The following is a 22,279-nucleotide window of genomic DNA, read 5'->3' on the forward strand; positions in this document are numbered from 1 at the left end:
ATCCACCTACATCCGTTCCAGTTCCAAGCTCACTTGTGCGCTGGTCAGTTCAGGATCGGCAGAGCCGATTTTATCTTCAATCTGCTGCAAGGTCAAAGCAGCATCGTCATAGCGCTGTTCGTCAATGGCATCGTACACCGATTGGAACATCTGCTTGATCTCAGATGGACGCTCACTGGCTCCCATGACGCTGCTCAGGATTGCGTTTGCATCCCTACCAAACACCTCGTTCTGCGGTTCGACTGCTTGCTGATCCGTCAGAATGAGCAGATTTTCTTTCTTCACGGAGTTGATGACCAGCGGCGCATGGGTAGATACGATAAACTGGACTTTCGGGAAAATTGTCCGCAAATCGCCGATAATCCGCTGCTGCCACTGGGGATGCAGATGCAAATCAATCTCATCGATCAACACAATGCCGGTCGTTTCCTTGAGAACATCATCGAGCAGCCACGGGTTCAAGACGGCCATACGATAAGCAATGTCAGCCACCATACTGAGGGTGTTTTTGTAGCCATCACTCAATTCTTTCATCGGATAGCGTTCTCGATCCGAATTACCATCCCGGTACAGGATATCGAGTTCGTGTGTATCCAAGTTGAATTGGACATCTACATCGTTAAATCCTGTGATACCCTGAAAGCACTGGATGATCGCAGACTTGACTGCGGACAGTTCGGGAGCCTGTGTGCCATTGGTGGCACTCTGCAAGGTCATTTTCTCAAACCACTTTCGCATCATCTTTTCGTTAGATGCTGCATCCAAGCAATCCACATAACCCATCTGACGGTTAAACTTCATCAATTCCGAAGATTTCTTTTCCCGCTTTTGAGCCCACAAGCGTCCTGTTCCATAGTAGGAAATCAGGGGCAGTACCGGTTTTTCTCCATTCCGTACTTGATCTTGCAGTGCCGCCGAAATCGCGGTAATTTCCTTTGCATCGACCACCGTGGTCTTGCCTTCTGCGCTTCTCAGCTCACGCTTCCATGCAATAGGCGTTCCGCCAATAACTCCAGAAGCACTGATAGAAACAGGAAATTGGGGTTGCAGTTCAACCACACTGCCCATATCGTAACACTTATTCAGTGCGTCATCCTTAGAAATACCAGGGCTGCTCATTCCATCAAATCCTGCCAAAAATGTGCCGACAGCAATGGAGGCAGCATCCAAAAGCGTAGATTTACCACTTCCATTATTGCCAACGATCACAGTCAGTTCATGGTGGAACGTTGCTTCAAAGCGCTCGAAGCAACGGAAATTTTTGATTTCGATGCTGTTAATCTGCATGGGTGACACCTCCATTCATTGTATAGTTGATTTGATGTGTTTTGCAAAACTCTTCAATAGAGCGAATTGCCATTTGCGATGGCCTGGTTCGTTTGCGCTCCCAACGGTTGACCGAGGCAAAGCTAACGCCTAATTCCTTTGCCAGTTCTTCTTGGCTCAAGGCACATTGTTTGCGAATGCATAAAATCAAATCCGAGTATTCCACTGCTCTGCCCCCTTTATCACATCAGCTGCTATTATTATAGCAGGTGTTATAAATGGGAACAAGTCGAAATCCATCGTATCCAATATAAATTTCAAGTTTTTATACCTTGCGTGACCGTTTTGGTGACATTAGATTTTAATTTATACGGATAGCACTACTCCGACCGCACACCCGGTAGTTCCACCGTCTGCCCCTCAAACTGCTCGACAAAATCCAGCAGAGCCTTACGGCTTACTTTGCGGCTGCCCAGCTTGATAGAGCGCAGATACCCGCAACGGATCAGGTCATAGACCAGATTTTTATTGACGCGCAACAGCTTTGCTGCTTCCGGGACGGTATATAAAATATCGCGGCAAGCCAAGATTTCCATTGCGGTTTCATTGGCTTTCTGCCGCTGTTCTGATAATGACATATTGATCACTCCTATATCCAATATTATGTGGAGCCGCTGTACAAAGGCAGCGGCTCCACTGTTTTGTCCTATTGGCGTATCACCCGTATCCTGTTCCTGATGGACTGCCTGTTGTGACAGGACACCGTTTTCTACGCATTGGCACGCTCGCTCCTGAAACCTCCTCTCCGGAGGTCATGGCCTGCTTCCCCTGCGCTGTATCTGATACGGACGCTCATTTTGTTTTCAAAGTACAGTAAGACTGGTAAACGCTTGCCAGCCTTTCACAAGGGACAACGCGCAGTTATCCCCTGTGAAGGACAGGCAAATCTGCTTAGCTCAATTCAAACCGGTTCTGAATTTCTTTTATCAGCTTGAACTGGAGTTCCTGATACAAGTCCTCATCATAACAGACATAGATTTTCCCGCTGGCATCGTACAGTTCGAACTTGCACAGCTCCAGCATATATCCCTTGTAGTAATTCAAAATGGTTTGAATCGCACTCTCGTCGCCTTTCTTCGCGTTCAAAATGGTATCCACAGAGATACGGCGTATCATGGCGCACCTATGCTTTGCCTTGTTTTTCAAGTAAATCCCTCATTTCCTTTAATGCTTTGGTTCTGGCGGCTTGTATCGTACTCCGCACAACATGGAACCTCTCTCCGATTTGCTGATCTGTCCAATCCAGAAAGTACGCCAGAAGAATGATCTGCCGTTTGCGTCCGGAAAGACTATGTAAGGCTTGTGCCAGCGCGTCATTCTCAATGGCGATAGACCGTTCTAAATCATCGAAGAAATATTTTTCCGCTGGACTGATTGGGTCGATATGGATCGGCTCCAGCGAATGATTGTCCGGCAATTCCGAAAACAAGACCTCGTTTTTTCCACGCCGTTGCTTGGCTCGATACCAGTCTCTTGCAAAATTTCTCAAAACGGTTTTGCAGAAGCTATCAAATTTACCCTCGATACGGCGAATATCTTCCTCTGTCCACGGCATAGTATTCACCCCTTTCCTGCGTTCAGCGCTTGATTGGAAGGGGATACTCTTTTGTCCTGATGCTGACTAATACGAATCCGAAAAGTGAAATGCCAATTTCCCCGGAAAAATCAGAAAAATATTCTAGATCGCACTGCAAGAAACCTTTACAAAACTGTGCAGATCAGATAATTGTATAAAGAAAGAGCCTGCTTCCCATTCGTAGGAAGCAGGCTCTCTGCTCTTGTGTTTTTGCGTCCAGCTTTCAATTGAATTAATTTCTTGCTTTCGCTTTGACGAACCTTACCGAGTTAATGTCCTCCAGATAAAGGTCACGATCTGAGCGCGGGTGCAGTCTGCGTCTGGACTAAAGGTAGCAGAACTGGTGCCGTTGGTGACGCTCTCCTTGACAGCCCACAGTACCGCGTCGGCGTAGTAAGCGTCAGCGGAAACGTCCGTGAAGGGGTTCACACTGCCCGCCGCAGGGGATTTCTCAGAACGCCACAGGAAGGTCATGATATGTGCGCGGGAGCACTTCAGATCCGGGCTGAAGGTGGTACTGCTCGTTCCCACTGTGATACCGTTCTCCATGGCCCACAGCACAGCGTTGTAATAGTAACTGTCAGCGGCCACATCAGTAAAGGGCATTGCCGTCGCGCTCGATGCGGGACTTCCGGCCGCTCTCCACAGGAATGTAACGGCCTGCGCGCGGGTGCAGACACCGTCGGGAGAGAAGTGAGTGGCATCGGTGCCGCCGGTAATGCCCTGTTCCGCTGCCCACAGCACTGCGTCATAGTAATACGCGGACGCGGGGATATCCACAAAGTAATTGAGCATGGTGTTATCTTCCATGAAGGTCGCCTTGACCTCCACCTTGCTTGCAGGCATTGTGAAGCTGTACTTGCCACTGCCCAAATTCTTCAGGTCGAGCTTCTTCCCGCTCGCATCCGTCACGGTCAGGGTTTCCAGCACATAGCCCTTGTCCGGTGTGACCGTGACGGTCACCGTGGTTCCCTTACTTGCGCTCTTGGGACTGACGGAAACGGTACCGTTCTTCGCGCTGGGCGTGGAAATGGTGCTGCTGTTGCCGGAAGAAGAGCTGCCGCTGCTGGAGGACGAGCCGCCGCTGCCGCTGCCGCCGCCGGACTGCGTGTTGTAGCCGATGGCGTAGGTGGAGAACTTCTGGGTATACACATAGATCAGGTGATTTACTGTGTCCAGATAGTAGGTGCCATCTGCCTTGGTGGTGTTTTCGGCAAAGGCTTCAGTCACACCGTCATGGTTACGATAGACCGTAATGTTGCTCTTGCCGGTCATGTCGTAGGGGATGACGATCTCCATCATGTTCGCGGTCGTGGTGATCGCGCTGTCGGTGCCGTCAACAGTCTTTGTAACCTTGATATCAAGGTATTCCAGCGTCTTGCCGGACGCCACGGCTTCGATCTTGGTTTTGTCCGAAGTATTGACCGCTGCGCTGCTCTTGCTCTCGACGGTCATTTCCACCTTGACCGAAATCGCACTGGAATTTGCCGCCTTCACTGCCGCCGATTCCTCGGCCAGACCGCCGGCAACCACATCGGGCGTGTCGGCGCCGCTTACCGTCAACTTGGAGTTCACATTACCGTCGGGCATCGTGATGTTTTTATTGGTTTCGTTTTGGTTGGTGATGATGACCAAAGTGGTCTGCATCACATCACCTTTTTCAGCGACGATGTTATAAACGCCCGGAGCGATGCCGGTGAATCTGTATGTACCGGTACCGTCAGTTGCGGAAGTGGTGGAAGCAACCTGCGTGTCACCCTTCATGAGCTTTACGGTAACGCCGGAAGCGCTGGTTGTGCCGCCGTATTCATAAACCGTGCCGGAAATGCCGTAGGTCTTGGCCGTTTCCGCCCACTTCGCATAGAGCGTGAGGTCGCCAGTCACGGTGTCCGCATCAAAGTTCCAGCCGTTGGTAAATGCTGCGTCCTTATACCAGCCGTGGAAGGTGTAACCATCCTTCGTGGGTGCTTGGGGTTCAGTCAGCTTGCCGCCTTCAGAAACCGTAGCAGAGCCAACTGCGCTGCCGCCGTTTGTGTTGTAGGTGACGGTGTATTTCTTGGCAACGCCGATGACGACATTCGACACGGGTTCCTCATTGTTCCCTGCGGCAATCCACGCCACTCCTTCAGACTCCAGTGTGCGTCCGTCAGCAGGCGTTACAATGCTCAAAGAGGAATCAATCTTGATTTCGACCTTGTTGTTGTGGCCTTCAGCCAAAATTGCACCGCAGCCCTTGGATGTACCGGTGCTGGTAGCAGTGATGGGCGCGTTGATCGCGATATCGCCCTCCGCATAGATACCGGCTTCTTCACCGACCACAGTCAGTTTTCCGTTGCCTATGATCGCAAGATCGCCTTCAACGAAAATCGCAGCGTTTTCCCCGTCCTCCGAACGAGAGCACACGAAGTTTTCGGTACCACCCACTGTCTCTATGGTCGCATTGCCGAACACTCCGATCGCAGCATATGTATTTCCGTCTAGCTGGGTGTCGATCGTCACACCATTCAGCGTCAACGTCCGAGAGGCGGTATCCCAGCTCCAGCCCTCGGCGTCATTTGTCCACAGAGTACCGTTCTGCGTACAGCCGGTTTGCCACTCGTCGGAAGCATCATCGTAGAAATCCAGCGGCGCGGTGCGAACGGTCTTGCCGTTTTTCGTCCACTTGGCGGTATAGGTCGTGCCGGCGACCGCAACGTCAGCGCTCGTCAGTTCGGTCTCGCCGTTGAACCAGCCGGCGAAGGTGTAGCCCTTGTCGTTGGTTGCACCCTTCGTATAGGTGTCAAACGCGCAGTCCACTTTGCCGAGACCGTCGTTGAAGGTGGGAGCTGCTACGCCGATGACGACGTTGGTCGCGAACTTCCCATTTCTGTCGGCAATATAATGAAATCCGTCGTTCTCACGAATCTGACCACCGGAAGGCTCCGTGATGCTCAAAGCAGAATTAATTGTGATGCTGCTTCCAGCGACAGCCGTACCGTTTTGCTTATTGGTGGCGATCATGGTGATCGGCGCGTTGATCGTGATTTCGCCCGCAGATAGTCCGTACTCATATCCGCTAAGACTTAAACTGCCGGAGCCTGTAATCGTAACTGCTCCCTCACCCCAAAGCGCCTCAATCGAACCCGTCGAGACGTTGGACAGCGTATTCTGTGTGTTCGCTGCTGTGGTAAGTGTCGCGCCGTTAGGCAAGCTCACAGCAGAGTCCGCAACTCCGGGTACATCAATGGTGCAGTTTTCGAGGAGCAGCGTACCGCCGTTGTCACCAGGCATCCATGTCCAGCCCTCGGCTGTGTTTACATAAACGCCATTGTCATATTTTGCCCCAAGGGTGTTGCTCTCACTGATCTTCGTCAGGTCGAGGCCAGTGGTGCGGACGGTCTTGCCGTTCTTCGTCCACTTGGCGTAGTAGGTGGTTCCGTTCGTAAATTCGGTCACTGCATCGCCGGAGTAATCTGCGCTAGCATACCAACCAGCAAATACATATTTTCCGCTGCCAACCGCGTATTCATTGTCAACCGTGTAACTACCCGAGGTAATGTTCGCGTTGCCGAAGCCGTCATTAAAGGTCGGCTCGGAAATTTCCGCTGCGTCCTTGAGCGTGATCGTTGTATCAGCCGTCGGTGTTCCCGATACGGTGATTGTGGAATCACTGTTTCTTGTGACGGTGATGCCGTTCAGCGCTCCGTCAGTCAAATTACTGATAGTGCTTACATAGTTCTCAGGGAAATAGTGACCAGTATCAGCGGTATATACGATATCTGTTATTGCAGATGCCGTAACCGTCTGACTCGCATTACCGGAATCCTGTGTTTTTGTCATGTGCTGACCCGCAGTAATCTCGACCTTGCGTGCGCTCGGTTTCGCTACAACAGTACTGTTGGCTGTTGCAATATAAATCGCATCTGATTCGTTTTCTTTTACGCCAATAATATAAGAAGAATCCTGATCGGAAAAGAAGTTATCCACATACTGTGCGGCATTCTTGCCCTTTGCTACAAGTGTACCGGTCTCACTTGGTTGGCTATTCCGTGTATTTAGTGTCCAGCCGATCTCCGCTTCGTTTGTCAACGGCCTCTCTTCACTCAAACGGAGGTACTTACTGCTACTTTTGACATTATTTGTCTTCTGTTTCGCTGTATTGTCTTTGATCACAATGGAACCGCCTACAGTGACTTTGTTGCTATAGAACATTAATCCGCCGCCGGAAGATCCGGAAACAGTATTCTTTTCGATTCTTCCGCCAAGCAGCTTTACGGTCGAACCTGATTCCGCACCTACGCCGCCGCCATTACTGTCACTCCCAGTCCCAACATTCTCACAAATGCTGCCACCATTCATGATAAATGTTGCTCTATCTGAGACGGCAACACCTGTGCCGCAGTTGGATCCACTTGTCTTATTCCCGCAAATGCTTCCGCCATTTAGTGTAAACGATCCGTCCGATAAGACGCACACAGCACCGGCCAAAAACTGGCTGCTTGAGCAATTTCCACCCGTTATGGTGCCCTTGCCTGCCGAGTCATTAATAATCAGTGTTCCCGAAACTTTGATTACATTGCCGCCAGCCTTTGCCGCCAGAGATGTAAGCTTTCTATCGATGGTATGCCCATTTAAGTCCAGAGTAACTGTTTTTCTAGAAGGTACTGTCAATGCGCTGTCAGAATCTCCGGCTGTAATATCGGTGGTCAGTTGAATATCTCCGCCATTCATAAAGGCCGTTTGCAGCTCTGACCAGGTCGAAACCTCCGTCGCGCTTGCCGCGCTTGCCGTGACCGTTGTCCCGGCGAACAGGCTCATTACCATGCACAGCGTCAGCAGCATGGATAAAATTCGTTTGCATTTCATCAGCAAATTACCTCCTCAAATCATGATTTTTCTGATGGTTCCGTGTTACATCTTCTTTTCAAAAAAACATCCTTTCTTTTTCAAAATGATCTGTCCCATTGTTCCGCATCCTCCATCGTTTTTTTCAGCGCATCGGCAGTGACCGGCGTGATGAGATAGCCGTCCACTTCCAACTGCTCAGCTTCTTGCCGGAATGCATCGTTGTGCCAGAGAATGAACACACGCAGTGCAGGATACCTTGACCGCATATTCTCCGCAAGCTCCAGCCCGGTCAGGCGGCCCATCCGTGCGACGGCATACAGCGCGTCAACGGGATGATAGAACGAATACTGATGGGCGTATAGCGGGTCGCAGAAGCACTCAACGGAGGAACCCGGCGGTGTACTCTTTCTGATTTCCGCCGACAGGCGCATCAGCTTTTCGGGGTTCGGGTCTACTGCAATGATCTTCATGTTGGTATCACCTGATTTCTATCCCTCGCTTTCTGATCCGGTCGATCTTATGATACAGGAGCAAGCGTCCACGCAGCGTCCACAAGGGCGAAAAAAAGAACCCGGTCGAAAAACCAGGCTCTTTGAAGCAAATATTGATAGGAAAGGGGTCAATCTTCCAGTGTGGCCAGCGTCATCTCCGCCCACGAATACTGGCTCATATACTCGCCCGCATAGGCGTTGACGCCGGACGGCAGACCGTGCAGAAAGTCATAGTAGTCGCAGTCGAACTTCTCCGTTGCCACGGCAAAGCTGTTGCGGTGTTTCAGGAAGATGGATTCTGCGTCCGCCGCCCGCAGGGTGGCCGAGAGATCGGAAACAAGCTTACGCAGATTGCTTTTCTGTTGCAGGAGGGGGATCGCGTCCTCGAAGAGTGTGGCGCAAAGCTGCTCCGTATTCATGATCGCGCCCTTGCGGTCCACGAGCAGGGCCAGCAGCTCCTTGGTCTGTCGGCGGGTAAAGCGGATCGGAACGCCGTCCACAAAGATCTCGAAATTGCCAAAGCACTGGATGCGGACGCGTTTGCCATGCCCGATGGTTTCCGGCGGTATTCTCAGGTTTTCCATGGCATCCTGTACCTTTTCCACCGTTGCGGGCTTGAGCAAATAGCTGCTGGCGTGGAGGTCGAAGGCGTCGATGGCGTATTCGCTGTATCCGGTCACAAAGACGATGTTGGTCTCGCCGTGCTGGTCTTTTAGGCGTTTGGCCAGTTCCAGCCCGTTCATGTCCCGCAGTTCAATATCAAGGAAGGCGACAGCGCAGGGGGTGTTTTCAGCAAACACCAGCGCGTCCGCGCTGGTGCGGAAGGGGTAGACCTCCGCCTCCGGCAGTGCACGGCGCAGCACAGTTTCCAGTCCCTCCAGCGCATTTCTCTCATCATCGACAGCCAGAATGTTCATGTCAGTTTCTCCTTTGGAAGTTGTATTGTGGCAGAGGTCCCGCGGCCTTTTTCGCTTTGGATCGTCAGTGTCCCCCCGACCATGGCGGCCAGACGGGCGCGCACGTTGTCGATGCCGATGTGGGTACGCCCGTCATATTGCGTCTCCTGCGGGTCATAACCCACGCCGTCATCGGCCACGGTGATGGAAAAGCAGATCGCTTCCTCTCGCGTAGAGATGGTGACGGTGCCGCCGCCCGGTTTCTTGCCCACACCGTACTTCACCGCGTTTTCCACCAACGGCTGCACCGTCAATGCAGGAAGCAGAAAGCTGTCGGCTTCTATATCATAGACGACATTCAGTTCCGACTCGAAGCGCATTTGCTCCAGGGAAAGGTAAATTTTGATGTGCTTGAGTTCCTTGGAAAACGGAACGGGGGCGGTGCGCCTGAGAGAATCCAGATTCCCGCGCAGATAATCCGTAAAATCATTGAGCGCTGTTTGCGCTTTCATCGGATTTTTTTCACACAGTACGCTGATAGAAGTGAGGGCGTTGAACAAAAAGTGTGGCTGGATCTGGCTGAGCATGATGTTGATACGGCTATCAGACAGTTCTGCCGACTGTTTGGCGAGTTTTGTTTCCATGTGTGCAAGCTGTATCTCCTGCTCCATAGCGCTGCGAGTCTGCTGCGTGTGAAGTATCACATACAGCAGCACCAGCGAAAGAGTCGGTGCCAGAAGCAATGGCGTGACCGGCCAATAGGATTCCAGCAGATACCCGATCAGTGGAAATATTCCGTAAGTAGCGAGAATACAGGTATCTCTTCTGCCCAGCACCCGATGATGCCATACCGTGAATAAAACGCAGAAAATTAATAGCAGTGTGCCCAACAGCCAGATGAGCTTATAAAGCGGGCCCTCGATCTGGTTGCCGTCTGCGTCGTACCAGATGTACCAGTCATTGAACAAACAGAATATCCAAAGCAGGATGACCACACCGCATATAGCCGATACAGCGTGGGGAAACACAAAAGAAATAGGCTTTTTTTGAGAGATGAAGTTGGAAAGGAAGTAGGTATAGGCTACGGTCAGGACCACCGCCATGATGTCGGTAATCAATGTGAGCGTTTTTACCAGCGGGATTTTGCCCGATGTCGGCTCGTTCAGCAGGAGACATATCGCCGAATCGCCGATCAGAAGCAATGTCTGAATGGAAAGAACGGCGACAAACAGCCTGTTCGTCTTTGTCCTGTACTGGCGTTCTTCCCAGCAGCCCAGCAATAAGATCGCCATAATAGATGCCGCAAACAATTCCACTCCGGCACTGAGAAAATATAAATTGTCAACGCTTGGCATAGGTTCCACACTCTTTTCATACAGCCGAACAGATTACGCAGGAATATATTCCTGCGTAATGGGGGTACCCCCATTACGATAACCCTCTGTTTTATTTCAAATTAATAATATCAGTTTTCGTGCAAGTTAGACATGCCTTTTTCCTGCTTAATCAACAAAGTGAGCGTACTACTGCAATATGATTGTAGCAGATAAGCGCCTTTCTCTCAAGCAACAATTTGGGGTACGCAGCATACTGTCGATCTTATTGATGCCAATGATGCTGTACTCTGCCGTTCTTCTTGCGGTCAGCGCCATTTCCAGATGAACGGGAACGGTACCATCCCTGCTTTTAAGGGGCTGTTGCACAAGCCCCAACAAAAAGGCCAGAGTTATTTAGCCAACAGGCTTTACAACTCTGGTCTTTTGCTTTAACGTTAACAGTGCAAAATGAAACGGATAAAGCAAGAACAGCATAATCTTACATGAAACTTGGAATAGCCCAAAAATATTCCACATGACTTCTGAAACGAAGACGGATATGGTGCCGTCTAATAAGATGAAGCCGCTTCAAGTACCGGGGGAAACACTATGGAACAAATCGAAACAAAGAAAGCTCAACTTTCAGCCACCATGGGAGACCAGCAGATTATTCAGTTGTTCTTTCAGCGGTGCGAGGAAGCCATTACCCAGACCCAGAAGAAATATGGTGCGCTGTGCCGCAGTGTGGCCCAGCGGCTCCTGACTGACCCCAGGGACACGGAAGAGTGTGTCAGTGACACCTACCTTCGTGTCTGGAATGCCATCCCGCCGGAACGCCCCCGCTCTTTGCGGGCCTATCTGGCCCGCATCACCCGGAATCTGGCATTGGACCGTTATAACTACAATACTGCTGCCCAACGCAGTACAGCCCTCACCGACGCTTTTGAGGAATTGGAACCTTGGATTGCTACCGGGCAGGGTGATCCGGACACAGAACTGGATGCATCAGAGCTGCGTCGGGTGCTGAACGGCTTCCTGCGCCGTCAGGGCGCTGAGGCCCGCGTGTTCTTTTTGCGCCGCTACTGGTACGGAGAGAGCATCCGGGAGATCGCGGAAGAATGCCATGCCAGCGAAGGAAAGGTTAAAACATCGCTGTTCCGCACAAGGGAACGTCTGCGCGCGGAACTGGAACAGGAAAGGATTACACTATGAACGAAACTCGTTTTCAGAAATGGATGAACGCCGTGGATGATGACCTGCTGGAGGAAGCGCAGCAGCCTATGAAAAAGAAGCGTTCCTGGCTATACAGCGCCGGGGCGATTGCCGCCTGTCTTGCTGTGGCTGTAACTGCCGTCACCATGACCCACCGAGGCACTGACCAGCCCACCATGATCACAAACCCCATGCACGAATCCAGCGCAGCTGAGTTTCAGCGGCTGGGATACTCCATCCCCCTGCCGGAAAGTGCCTCTGGCACCTCTTACTACCTGATCGACACAGGGGCAAGCGACAAGCAAATGGCCGAAGTCAATTTTGAGCAGGGCGGACAGTCGTACTACTGTCGTGCCTTAAAGGCAGAGCAGCCCCAGGACATCTCCGGTATTTATGCTGACTGGACGGAGAGCCTGGACTGGAGCGGCGAAGATGTCTCCGTGCAGCTGCGCAAGTCCGAGGATGCGGCCTGGGTGGGCTGGTATGCTCCGGAGGCCGAGGTGCAGTGGTGTGTTGCCGGCGGCAGCGATGCCCAGGTGCTGCTGGACACCGCCCAAACCATTGTGGAGAAGCTGGGGTACGTTATGCCGCTGTATCCAATGGACAGTGCGGAGGACGCCTTTGCCGACGGCGGATACTCTGCGGACTTCACGGCAGCGGACCTTGTCAAAACCGGGGATGGGTATTCCCTGACCGCGGAGATCTATGACTATGACCGCTATGAACTGGAAGATATTCAGGGTTTGAAAGAAGGCGACCAGATCCAGGTCTGTCGGAAGCCGGTGACCGTTGAGAGCATCCGGCGGGATAACGGTACCGTCATCATCAACGGCGGCATCGAAAGCGGCGGCGTAGAGCTGATTGAGGATGACGGCCTGTATCGTACCAACGCAATGGATGACCATCCGATCTACTATGATCTGGGAACGATCACCCTGCCCCTATCTACCGACTGCACCTTTGAAGATCACGCCGACCTGGAACATGAACCTGATGGCCTGGTTTATGAGTACGAGGACGTCCCTGCGGCTATTCAGGCCAGCGAAACGCCCTTCAACTGCTACAACACGGTCATCACTGTCCGGCAGGAGCAGGTGGTGCAGATCATCCGCTATTGGATTCCCTGATGGATCGACATATAGAATCGAGGTAACATGATATGATTCAGAAAGAAAAACACAACGCAAAAAAGATACTTGCCCTGATCCTGTCTCTCGCCTGCGTGATAGGGATGCTGGCCGGGTGCGGCCGACAGAACACCAGTGAAGGAAAAGCTGACGGAAGCTCCTTGGAAGAACAAACATCCGACACCTGGTATGAAATTGATCAGGAAGCAGGCATTCTGACCGTCCGCCTTCCCGCCGAAAAGGAAGGATTCATTTGGAACTTTACCATCGACGACACCACCCTATTGGAACTGCTCACGCAGGAGGACAATGACGGCACCTTTGTTGCCAGCTTCCGGGCGCTGGGAGACGGCGAGACAGTTGTGTCTTTCACCTATGCCAGGGATGATACGCTGGAGGAAATCCGGGCGCTGAATGTTACCTGCAAGGATGGAAAAGTAGCCGACGTCTCCAACGCTTCCGTTATGCCCATTAGTGGGCAGGATGATCCGGAGATCACAGACCTTCGAAACAGCAACAGCATCCCCACGATTATGAAGGAACACAGTGCGGTGACCTGCGTTTCCGAGAACTGGGACGGAGAAAACAACTGGCAGAATAAGACTGTCTGTCAATTCGTCAGTTCCGATGGCCGTCTGTGGTATGACTACGAACAGTACGATGATGCTGACCAGGTCGTATACTGCGAGGCGGGATACATCAACGATGACGTTCCCGGTGCCCTGTATACCTGCGAAAAAGACGGTCTGAAAACGATGACGCTGTGCCCGGCGTCTGAGTATGAAGCCATGGTGTCTGACCGCTGGCTGGCGCGTCAGCTGTATGACTATGAGACCGTGGCGGACAAGGCTGACAGCACGGAGTATGGAACCACCACACTGACCGCCGCCAGGCAGAATGGTCTGACAGGGATCAACAGCGAGGTCATTTACTTTATCGACGATGCGACCGGCCTCATCACCGGCATGGAGGTGACAGAGCATAGTGCAGAGGACGGCAGCGTAGTCTCCGTGACCCGCAGCAATATTCTCTACGATGAACCCCGGCTCATGGAGGAGCAGGCGGCTATGAATATTCTGTCCCCGGAGGACGCCTGCTATCTGAACGTGATCATCAATCCCGGAAAAGAGAATTCCGAGGAACAGGCTTTCCAGGTGGATAAGTCCACGGAGGTGGAATTTGACGCCATGGAGGGCTATCAGCTGTACTACGATTATGATTGTACCCAGTCCATGGATTGGATTGATGTGGGGCAAAACAAGCTGACTGTCTATGTCACGATAGATCCTGCGAAATAAGCATTTAAGAGATTCTTCTGTGATCGAACGCAAACAGTTTTTTCAAATCTAACACCGTAAATGACATAGAAGAATAACCATGAATCAAATACACACGAGCAGTGGGACAGATGAACAATTCTTGTCACTTCGGATATTAAGCCCGCATCGGTGCAGATGACGATAAGTAACATAAAAAGTCGGTCTGATTCGAATCCTTTCATAACCGTTTACGAAAAGCAATCCGGTCTGCCGATACTCGTAAACCCCTGCAAACCGGTCAGCACCACATTGTTCTGTGAACTGGCGCAGTGGATGATGAGCGGGCTGCCGCTCTCGTCTTTGCCAACGAAAATGCCCACATGGGAGTCACCCGGATAGAACACCAGATCACCCGGCAGGGCTTCGCTCCATGAGATCGGTTTGCAATAACCATGCTGACTGGCCGCACCGCCGCCATGACCGATGACATACCCGAGCGAATTGTGGAATACCCAGTCCACAAAACCGGAGCAGTCCAACCCGTAAGGACGGACTGTCCCCGTGCTGCGGCTTCCCGGCGCGGTCACGCGGGTGGGTGTTCCCCAGCGGGAGTCCCAGCCGATGGCGCTGCTTTTGCCACCCCAGAAATAGTTCACCTTGCCGAGCAGGGAGTAGGCTTTCTCCACCACCGCTTTCCGCTGTGCTGAAACATCTTTCGGCATAGCAGCAAGCATGGCGCGGATCTGTGCCTCGTCCAGACTGACCTCGCCGCCGTAGGTGCCGACCAACTCGGCAAGCATCTGTGCGTACTCCGGCTTCAGCACCTCGGTCAGTGCTTCGCGCTGGCTCTTGCTGAAATGATAGATGTCGGGCATTTCGGTTGCTTTTTTGCTTGTGATCGTGATATGGAGGATGGTTTCGGTGTCGTCCTCATGCTCAATGGTCTGCACATACCAGCTCACCTCGTTCATGTCCCAGAACACCTGCCGGATGAGGTCGATGCGCTCCTCGTCTATCGTCACAACATCTGTAGCATCGGCATCCGCACCGGCAGTTTTCACCGCAAATACCGCGATGATGTCCGTCCAGTTGTGGATGGTAAGGTCACTGCCGCCGTCCGGCTCCCGGTGAATTACTACGCTGTCGGTGGGGTTCTCGACCTGTATCCGGCTGATTTCGGCGGCGAACTCGCTGTTGATGCGCGCCACCGCCTGCGGCACAGACTGGGCATCGCTGTCATTGCCCGACCAGAACACACCGAAGGGTGTCCCGATGACCGCCGCCGCACCGCCGATGACCAAAATCAACGCAATGAGCGCGCCGGCACCGCCCAGAAGTCCCACCGCCGCCCGTGCCACTGCTTGTCCGGCACGAATGACTGCATTTTTAAGCCATACAAAGCCTTTTGCGGTGCGTTTTGCCGTCTGTGCGGTCTTTTGTGCGGTTTCCTGCACGAACTGCTGCTGCATTTTCTCTTTTGTTTTCGCTGCGACCTGCGCCTGCGCTTTCGCCGCCGCCTGCTGACGCATGGACTGCGTTTGCCGCCCTGTGAACATCAGTTCACGGGGCGGCTTTTCTGCTTTTTGGGGCGGTGTCGATGCGGTTTTCCTGCGCCGGTGCGTATGCATACTCGGCGTATCGACAGGGACAGAGGAGGGCGTATCCGTAAAGCGATGCTCCTGCAACGCAAAATCGTCCTGCACTCGAAAGGCCTCCTGCTTTGCTTCCCGCACCACCGTTTCCCGGCGGCGTTCAGTCTGCTTTTTCGCCTGCTCCTGCCGGAATTGCTGCTTGGCGCGCATGACTTGCGGCGGATCGCTCTGACGCAGAGGAGCCGCATTTTCCACCCTCTCTTTCGGCTTGGTGGAAATAACGGCGCGGTCAAACTGCTTCTGCGCCAGCGCCTTGCCGGAGCGGAACGCTGTCCGTGCGCTGATCTCTGCCGCTCTTTGTGCGGTAGTCTCAAACCGGCTTGCCGGTTCCGAGAACACAGACTGCGCTTCTTCCTGCTGCTCTGTGTTTTTGGCCGTGAGCTGACGACGGGCTGCGTTCTCTCGCAGCACCTTCGCCGCCTGCTTGGGGAGAAACGCTGTGGTCTGCCGGGTCTGGATGTCCCGGCCTTTGGGGCGTGTTCTTATCTCTTTCACAGCGACTCACCCGGCTTTGTCGTCATCAGACGGTACAACGCAGTACCCCGCGGGAACTGGTTGATGAACGGCACCAGTGCGCCGCCAACCTTGATTAGCCCATGTCCCGACTCAGCGTTATTGATGTAGCCGAGCTGTTCTTCCGAAATGCGGAGCATCCGCACCAGCTCCTCCTGATCGGTGGGAGCCTGTGACAGCATCAGCAGAAACTCCGAGTTCGCCAGCATATTTTTCGCTGTGGGAGAGCGCAGGCAGTCCGTGACATTCTGCGTGATGCCGGTCGCGGCGGCATTTTTCTTACGAAAACGCTTCCAGCTCTCCTCCAGAAAGCCGGTGCTGTACTCGTTGGCGAAGAACAGGTAAATTTCGTCGATGTAGATCCATGTGCGCCGTCCGCGCCGGTGGTTCTCAATGACGCGGTTCAAAATCGCGTCCAGCATGACAAGCATTCCCACGGTCTTGAGCTGACTGCCTAAATCGAAGATGTCGAACAGCATGATGCGGCTGCTCATATCTACATTGGTTTGGTAGGCGAACACATCCAGCGTACCGTCTACAAACAGTTCCAGCGCCAGCGCGATGGACTGGGCCTGCGGCTCCGGCTGGCGCAGCAGTTCCGCGCGGAACTCTTTCAGTGTGGGAGAGGGCGTACCGTCCTGCGTGTAGTTCTGATAGACGCTTTTCACGCACCGCGCGATGATAGAACGCTCTTTCGCGTCAATCAGGGAAGGTTTCATGAGCTGTTCGCACAGTGACATGACGAACTGGCTTTTCAGCAGCAGAGGGCCGTTTACGGTGTCGTCCTCCTCGCCGTAACCGCTGGTCATGTCCATCGCATTGATGTGGTTGTGACTGCCTGCCGCAATTTGAACCACCTCGCCGCCTAGGGCGCGGACAAGCGGTGCATATTCGCGCTCCGGGTCTACGATGATGATGTCATCATCGGTGGATAGGGCGATAGAGGTTATTTCCTCTTTTGCGGCAAAAGATTTACCCGAACCGGACACGCCGAGGATAAAGCCGTTGCTGTTGAGAAGCTGCCTGCGGTCGCAGACGATAAGGTTGCGACTAGTGGCGTTCACGCCGTAATAAATGCCGCCGCGATGGCGTATCTCCTGTGAAGAAAACGGCACCAGTCCGGCGGCGCTCTCAGTGGTCAGCGTCCGCAGGGTGTCGATGCGGCGCAGACCGTAGGGCAGGACGGTGTTCAGCGCGTCCTCCTGCTGGTAGGTCAGCACGTTCATTTCGCAGTTTTTGCCGCCTGCGATACTGCGGATGGTATCCGTGTCCGCGTCAAGCTGTTCTTTGGTGTCCGCCACATGAACGAGCGTCAGCACACACAGCGTCATGCGCTGGTCGCGCATGGTAAGGTCGTCCAGCATGGAGCGCATGGTATCGCGGGCATCGGTGAGCTGCATGGGCGGAATGGCAGAAAAGTTGTTGTTCTGGTTCTGTTTGTTCTGCCAGCGGGTGATGTCGGTTTCCACTGCAAGTGCCTGATTTTGAATTTCTTTCAGTGCCTTATCCGTAGGAACAGGCTGGATGTCGATGGAGAGGATGAGGTTGCGGTTCAGCTCGGTCAGTTCCTTGATGAAGCTGTCCTCAAGATAGGCCGGATAGTCCTTGAGGAACAACACCCGGCCCACTTTGTTGTCGGAAAGCTCGAAGTAGTTAGAATGGAACTGGATGCTGTCCGGGCAGATAGAGTCCTTGAACGAGTGGCCGCGCTTTGCTACGGTATCGAAGTCGAAGCGGAATCGGTCTTCCTCGCCGATACGGAAGAAGTCGTGCAGGACACGCAGACGGTCACTGTTGTCCTGCTCGAAAAGCTGAGAACCCAGTTTTTTCATGTTGTTTGCAAGGTCGCTGCCCACACGGGCGAAAAAGCTGCGCGCTTCCTCAATCGTGCGGCGCTCCACCGAAACCGTGATGTAGCGATCCTGCACGATGCCGTTGCCCTCAGCGGCCTTGTCCAGCAGCATACGGTTGTACTCGCGGCGGTAGTCGTCGCGCCCGTCCTGTTTGGAGGGCATGAGCATTTCCTTTTGGAATTCCAACGGGTTCAGGTGCTTGTTGACGATGGAGATCTTCGTGATAGCGTCGGTGGGCAGGCCCTTTTCCAGCGCACAGTATTTGATGAGCGTGTCTTTCTTATCTTCCTCGTCCGATACAGCGTAGTTGATGTCGGTGAACCGCCAGCAACGGCTGAATTTGCTGTCCACCTCCCAGATACCGTCCCGATAGATGCGGCGAATAGGAATAGACTGCTGGGCAGTTTTCGGCAGACGAACGGAGGCGCGTTCCTTTTTCGGCTTCAAGGGTGCTTTCTTCACTTGCGTTTCCTTCCTTTCTTTGTCGGCGTGTGCAGCAGCTTGTCATACAGGTTTTCGCTTTTGTAGAGCCGCCGTCCGGCACACAGGATATGTGTCTTGAACATCGCCCAAAGCAGGCGCTCAAAGGTCAGACCGTTATATTTGAAGAAGCCTGCGGAGGCCAGCGGTGCCGCACAGAGCATACAGAGCCAGCTTGCCGTTTCTTTTCCGACCGTACCTTTGAGTAAAAAATAAGCTCCCACGGCAACTGCAACAGCGCCGAGGGAGCAGCCGAACTGCCGTACGGACAGTCCGAAGAAGATGGATTCGTGATAGTTTCGCACCTCACGATTGATGCGTATTTCCATGTGTAACCTCCAAGCAAAAGAGGGATGCACAATGCACCCCCCTCCGGTTTATTTGATGTAGTTTTCTCTGATTCGATGGTAAAAGGTCACGCCCCAGCTCAGTGCCGTTATACCTAAGATGGTATACAGGATACCGTCTGCCAATGCGGTATGATGCGCGGCCCAGTCCAGCCACACCGTATTGCCTAGCACCACATAGATAAGCGCCGGCCCCAATCTCAGTCTGACGAGCAGGCGAAGCCATACGGGAAGCAACAGGATGAGCAAAAGCGGGAAAATAATTTGATGGAACATAGTCAGCACCTCCTATGAATTCAGCATAGCGCAGTTTGGAAGTTTCCGCAAAAAATGTTGGTCTGTGAAATCTTCATTATCAGTTTAGCGCCATATCTGTCCCATAATCTGTACTTTTACAGTGCCATCATTTCCTTCACAATGCGGTCTGCGCCCTTGACCAATCCCACCAGCACCAACATATTGAAGATTGTTTCCGCGAGATAGCTCCATACCATCGTCACCGCTGAAGCATTCGGGTCGGCAATGCCAGGTGAACCGCCGCTGACAAATGCGGAGAATATCATGCAGGCAAGCACGATGACCGCGCCCTCCATGCACACGCCAAGATAGCTTTTGATGAAGGTACGCCCGGTGTTTGAAGTCATATCTCCCGCAAAGGTGGACAGTGGGATAGGCGCAAGCGCCGTATACATATAGAGCCGGAAGAATCGGCTGTACACGGTCAGTATCATCACAAAGGACAGCACCGTGATGAACACACTGCCCAGTATCGTTACCAGCCACAGCGGTATACTCGCCAGGAACCCCACTTCATCAATGGCGGTTTTGATTTCCTCCGGGAGCGCCACTGATGCGCCAGTGAGATTGCCGAGATTGCCCGCTACCGAACTGACGATACCGCCGCAGATGGTAAACAGCGTAGTCATGATGTCCATGCCATAGGTCACGGCGGTTTTTGCTGCGACAAAGCGTATAAAGTATCGGAGCGCCTGTTCGGGTCTACGGAAGTCCTGAAAATTTGCCGTGCTGCGGAAAATACTGACGGCGAAAAACAGAATGAGCAGCCCGTAGCCGATAGCCTGTAATGCGGTGTTGATATTCTGGCACAGCTCCCATATTGCACCGCCTTTGAAATGCTGCGGTGTTTCGCTTACCAGTGACCATATCTCGGTCAGCTTGGAGTTCCATGTGGCAAATGCACCCTCCAGATTTTCTACGATCCAGTTGTCGTCCAAGTTATCACCTCCCAGAAAAGGTCAGCCGCCTGTTTCACTGGAAGCAGGCGGCTGAAAGCTGTTTGTGTGTTTTACTTCAAGATCAGATCCAGAATTTCCTTTGCAAACGCGATGACCAGACCGCCGAAAAAGGTCAGGAAGCCGGTGCTGCGCTGCGATGGGTCATGGGACTGCAAGCTCAGGCCAATCTGCACCACGCCCCAGCCAAGCAAGATCACGCCGATGGCTTTGATGGCGGAAAAGACGAAGGTGGACAGGTTGTTGATGGCAGTCAGCGGGTCATCACCGGCGGCGAAAGCGGGCGTACAGATGGCGCAGGCGAGAACACAGGTCAGTGCAGCGGTGAAATAGCGGCGCTTTGCCTTGCGCGTCCTCTCGTCCGAGGTCAGAATGGGTTTCTTCTTCATATTGTGTTTCCTCCAGTATTTCGAGATTTTTGATGTCGATTTCATGGGACAGGTCGTTTCGCTCATAGCAGGGAATGTCAAACCGCTTTTCATACGGCGGCTGTCCGCCGTCCGCAGAAAAACGATAGTTTGGATGTTTTTGGATAGGATACTTGTCATCCATCACCGGGCGTTCGCCGCGAATGAAGACGAGCGCCTTGCGGTTATCCAGCATCCGAACCTCATCCGGCATGAGCAGTTCACGCCCTGCGTTCTGATAATTGGTGCTACTGGAGCCGCTGCGTCCCTTCGTCACGCCGCGCGTGCGGGTGTCGATGGTGGCCTTGCCCAGCAGCTTAGAAATGTATTCATGGGTGCTGGCCTCGTTGCCGCCCAGATAGAGCAGTGTGTCGCAGTTGCCGGTCACATTCTCCCAGCTGTCCTTGAACAGCTTCTTGAGCTGCGCCATATTCTGAATGACGATGTTGATGGAGATTTCACGGCTGCGGCAGGTCGCCAGCACGCGCTCGAAATCCTCCGGCAAAGCGACATTGGCGAACTCGTCCATCAGCACGCGCACCGGAACAGGCAGTCTACCGCCGTATTTATTGTCTGCGGCATGGTACAGTTCGCGGAACGCCTGCGAGTACATCAGACCCACAAGATAGTTGAAAGTGGTATCCTCATCGGGAATAACGGCGAAAATGACGCGCTTGCGGTCGCCCAGTGTGCCGAGCGACAGGTCATCGCGGCTGGTCAGGTGCGCCATTTCTTCCGTGTTGAACGCCGCCAGTCGGGTGGATGCAGATACCAGAATGGATTTTGCGGTTTTCGGCCCGGCCTGTTTGAACACCTTCCAGTTTTTCACCGCGATATGATCTTCGTCCACACGCTCCAGGTCGTCAAAGAGTAGATCTACCGGACTGCGGTAGCTTTCATCCTCCTCACGCGCTTCGGCGTTGATGACCATGTACATCAGGGTTCCGAAGTTGCGCTCGCTCTCCGGCGCTTCGTGGAACAGGTAGAGAATAAGCGCGGACAGGAAAGCGGTTTCGGCCTTGTCCCAGAAGGGGTCCGAAGTCTGCGACTTCTGCGGCGTGGTGTTTTGAATGAGGGTGTTGATGAGTCGAAATGCGTCCACATCGGTGTGCAGATAAGCAAAGGGGTTATAGCAGTCCGAGTGCGCCATGTCGATAAGGTTGAAGATCATCACTTCATAACCCATCTTTTCCAGCAAGCCGCCGACCGCACGGTAGGTTTCGCCCTTTGGGTCGCATACAATGTAGGAACACTCCGCCTGCATGAGATTAGGCTTGATGAAAAAGCGTGTCTTGCCTGCGCCGGAGCCGCCAATCACCAGAATGTTTGCGTTCACTTGATGCTGCGGCGGCAGTGCCCGGACATTCATGCTGATACGGATATGCTTGGAAATGAGCAGATAGCGGTCGTTCTTCTTGGTTCGGAAGTGGGCGCATACCTCTTGCGGACGCCCCCAGTAGGCAGAGCCGTGTTCCTCACCCGGTCGGCGGTTGCCCTTTTCGGAGTAGTACCACACCACGGCAAAGCCATAGAACGCCAGCGCAATCAGCACAAATTTCTTTGTGTACGGCGTAATGTGGATGGAAAACGGGGTTTCCAATGCAGCGGAAAAGGCGTTCAGCCATTCAAACAGCCCAAGACCTTCACCACAGCACCCACCGCCCAGCAGTGCCAGCCAGACCACGAAAACGGCAAGCGCCGCCCAAAGCAGGACGGCGCTTCCGTTGGAATCGCGCTTCACGGC

19 protein-coding genes are annotated in these 22,279 nt (G+C 53.2%); 3 read left to right on the top strand and 16 right to left on the bottom strand.

Annotated elements, in window-relative coordinates; translation table 11 throughout:
- Positions 1-6: 6 nt before the first annotated feature.
- The 9 genes from ACTQ3V_RS05950 to ACTQ3V_RS05990 all read right to left on the bottom strand — a co-directional run bounded on the left by ACTQ3V_RS05950 (position 7) and on the right by ACTQ3V_RS05990 (position 10,408).
- Positions 7-1,287 carry an AAA family ATPase gene (locus ACTQ3V_RS05950; RefSeq protein WP_441466730.1) on the bottom strand — a complete coding sequence of 427 codons (1,281 nt, stop codon included), beginning with the start codon at positions 1,285-1,287 and terminating at the stop codon, positions 7-9.
- Positions 1,277-1,492, bottom strand: coding sequence for a helix-turn-helix domain-containing protein (locus tag ACTQ3V_RS05955; protein WP_118748396.1), 216 nt, complete (start codon positions 1,490-1,492; stop codon positions 1,277-1,279). The genes ACTQ3V_RS05950 and ACTQ3V_RS05955 overlap by 11 nt, the downstream gene beginning before the upstream one ends.
- 154 nt (positions 1,493-1,646) lie before the next feature.
- A complete protein-coding gene (locus ACTQ3V_RS05960; protein ID WP_243129000.1) occupies positions 1,647-1,904 on the bottom strand; it encodes a helix-turn-helix domain-containing protein in 258 nt (85 codons plus the stop codon).
- 313 nt (positions 1,905-2,217) lie between these two features.
- Positions 2,218-2,472 (bottom strand): helix-turn-helix domain-containing protein, encoded by a 255-nt coding sequence (locus tag ACTQ3V_RS05965; RefSeq protein ID WP_441466731.1) that lies wholly within the window; start codon positions 2,470-2,472, stop codon positions 2,218-2,220.
- Entirely contained in the window at positions 2,450-2,881 is a 432-nt protein-coding gene (locus ACTQ3V_RS05970) for a sigma-70 family RNA polymerase sigma factor (protein WP_441466732.1), read from the bottom strand. The genes ACTQ3V_RS05965 and ACTQ3V_RS05970 overlap by 23 nt, the downstream gene beginning before the upstream one ends.
- 282 nt (positions 2,882-3,163) lie before the next feature.
- Complete coding sequence (locus ACTQ3V_RS05975) at positions 3,164-7,747, bottom strand: S-layer homology domain-containing protein (protein WP_441466733.1); 4,584 nt, start codon at positions 7,745-7,747, stop codon at positions 3,164-3,166.
- 80 nt (positions 7,748-7,827) lie between these two features.
- Complete coding sequence (locus ACTQ3V_RS05980) at positions 7,828-8,199, bottom strand: response regulator (protein ID WP_441466734.1); 372 nt, start codon at positions 8,197-8,199, stop codon at positions 7,828-7,830.
- A 149-nt stretch (positions 8,200-8,348) separates the two neighbouring features.
- Complete coding sequence (locus tag ACTQ3V_RS05985; protein ID WP_441466735.1) at positions 8,349-9,137, bottom strand: LytR/AlgR family response regulator transcription factor; 789 nt, start codon at positions 9,135-9,137, stop codon at positions 8,349-8,351.
- Positions 9,134-10,408, bottom strand: a complete 1,275-nt coding sequence (locus tag ACTQ3V_RS05990) for a sensor histidine kinase (RefSeq protein ID WP_441466736.1) — start codon at positions 10,406-10,408, stop codon at positions 9,134-9,136. The genes ACTQ3V_RS05985 and ACTQ3V_RS05990 overlap by 4 nt, the downstream gene beginning before the upstream one ends.
- A gap of 633 nt (positions 10,409-11,041) precedes the next feature.
- Here ACTQ3V_RS05990 and ACTQ3V_RS06000 point away from each other — a divergent pair.
- From ACTQ3V_RS06000 to ACTQ3V_RS06010, 3 genes are read left to right on the top strand one after another with little or no spacing between them, the layout of a single operon-like run.
- Positions 11,042-11,644 carry an RNA polymerase sigma factor gene (locus tag ACTQ3V_RS06000; protein WP_441466738.1) on the top strand — a complete coding sequence of 201 codons (603 nt, stop codon included), beginning with the start codon at positions 11,042-11,044 and terminating at the stop codon, positions 11,642-11,644.
- Positions 11,641-12,771, top strand: coding sequence for a hypothetical protein (locus ACTQ3V_RS06005; protein ID WP_441466739.1), 1,131 nt, complete (start codon positions 11,641-11,643; stop codon positions 12,769-12,771). Before ACTQ3V_RS06000 ends, ACTQ3V_RS06005 begins: the two co-directional genes overlap by 4 nt.
- A gap of 32 nt (positions 12,772-12,803) precedes the next feature.
- Complete coding sequence (locus ACTQ3V_RS06010) at positions 12,804-14,069, top strand: hypothetical protein (protein WP_441466740.1); 1,266 nt, start codon at positions 12,804-12,806, stop codon at positions 14,067-14,069.
- Positions 14,070-14,278: 209 nt separating this feature from the next.
- On the opposite strand, the gene ACTQ3V_RS06015 is transcribed toward ACTQ3V_RS06010, so the two are convergent.
- From ACTQ3V_RS06015 to ACTQ3V_RS06045, 7 genes are all read right to left on the bottom strand, one after another.
- Positions 14,279-16,177, bottom strand: coding sequence for a C40 family peptidase (locus ACTQ3V_RS06015; RefSeq protein WP_441466741.1), 1,899 nt, complete (start codon positions 16,175-16,177; stop codon positions 14,279-14,281).
- The gene (locus ACTQ3V_RS06020) at positions 16,174-18,510 is read right to left on the bottom strand and encodes a VirB4-like conjugal transfer ATPase, CD1110 family (protein WP_441466742.1); all 2,337 of its coding nucleotides are present in this window, start codon (positions 18,508-18,510) and stop codon (positions 16,174-16,176) included. Before ACTQ3V_RS06020 ends, ACTQ3V_RS06015 begins: the two co-directional genes overlap by 4 nt.
- Positions 18,507-18,857 carry a PrgI family protein gene (locus ACTQ3V_RS06025; protein ID WP_441466743.1) on the bottom strand — a complete coding sequence of 117 codons (351 nt, stop codon included), beginning with the start codon at positions 18,855-18,857 and terminating at the stop codon, positions 18,507-18,509. Before ACTQ3V_RS06025 ends, ACTQ3V_RS06020 begins: the two co-directional genes overlap by 4 nt.
- A 48-nt stretch (positions 18,858-18,905) precedes the next feature.
- Positions 18,906-19,151, bottom strand: coding sequence for a hypothetical protein (locus tag ACTQ3V_RS06030; protein ID WP_441466744.1), 246 nt, complete (start codon positions 19,149-19,151; stop codon positions 18,906-18,908).
- A gap of 116 nt (positions 19,152-19,267) precedes the next feature.
- Positions 19,268-20,110: a VirB6/TrbL-like conjugal transfer protein, CD1112 family gene (locus ACTQ3V_RS06035; protein ID WP_441466745.1), complete on the bottom strand. Its 843-nt coding sequence runs from the start codon at positions 20,108-20,110 to the stop codon at positions 19,268-19,270.
- A gap of 71 nt (positions 20,111-20,181) precedes the next feature.
- A complete protein-coding gene (locus tag ACTQ3V_RS06040; protein ID WP_441466765.1) occupies positions 20,182-20,502 on the bottom strand; it encodes a TrbC/VirB2 family protein in 321 nt (106 codons plus the stop codon).
- Entirely contained in the window at positions 20,393-22,276 is a 1,884-nt protein-coding gene (locus ACTQ3V_RS06045) for a VirD4-like conjugal transfer protein, CD1115 family (RefSeq protein ID WP_441466746.1), read from the bottom strand. The genes ACTQ3V_RS06040 and ACTQ3V_RS06045 overlap by 110 nt, the downstream gene beginning before the upstream one ends.
- Between the last annotated feature and the right edge of the window lie 3 nt (positions 22,277-22,279).

Origin of the sequence: Candidatus Agathobaculum pullicola, from assembly GCF_052117205.1 — a bacterium.
Lineage (GTDB): Bacteria > Bacillota > Clostridia > Oscillospirales > Butyricicoccaceae > Agathobaculum > Agathobaculum pullicola.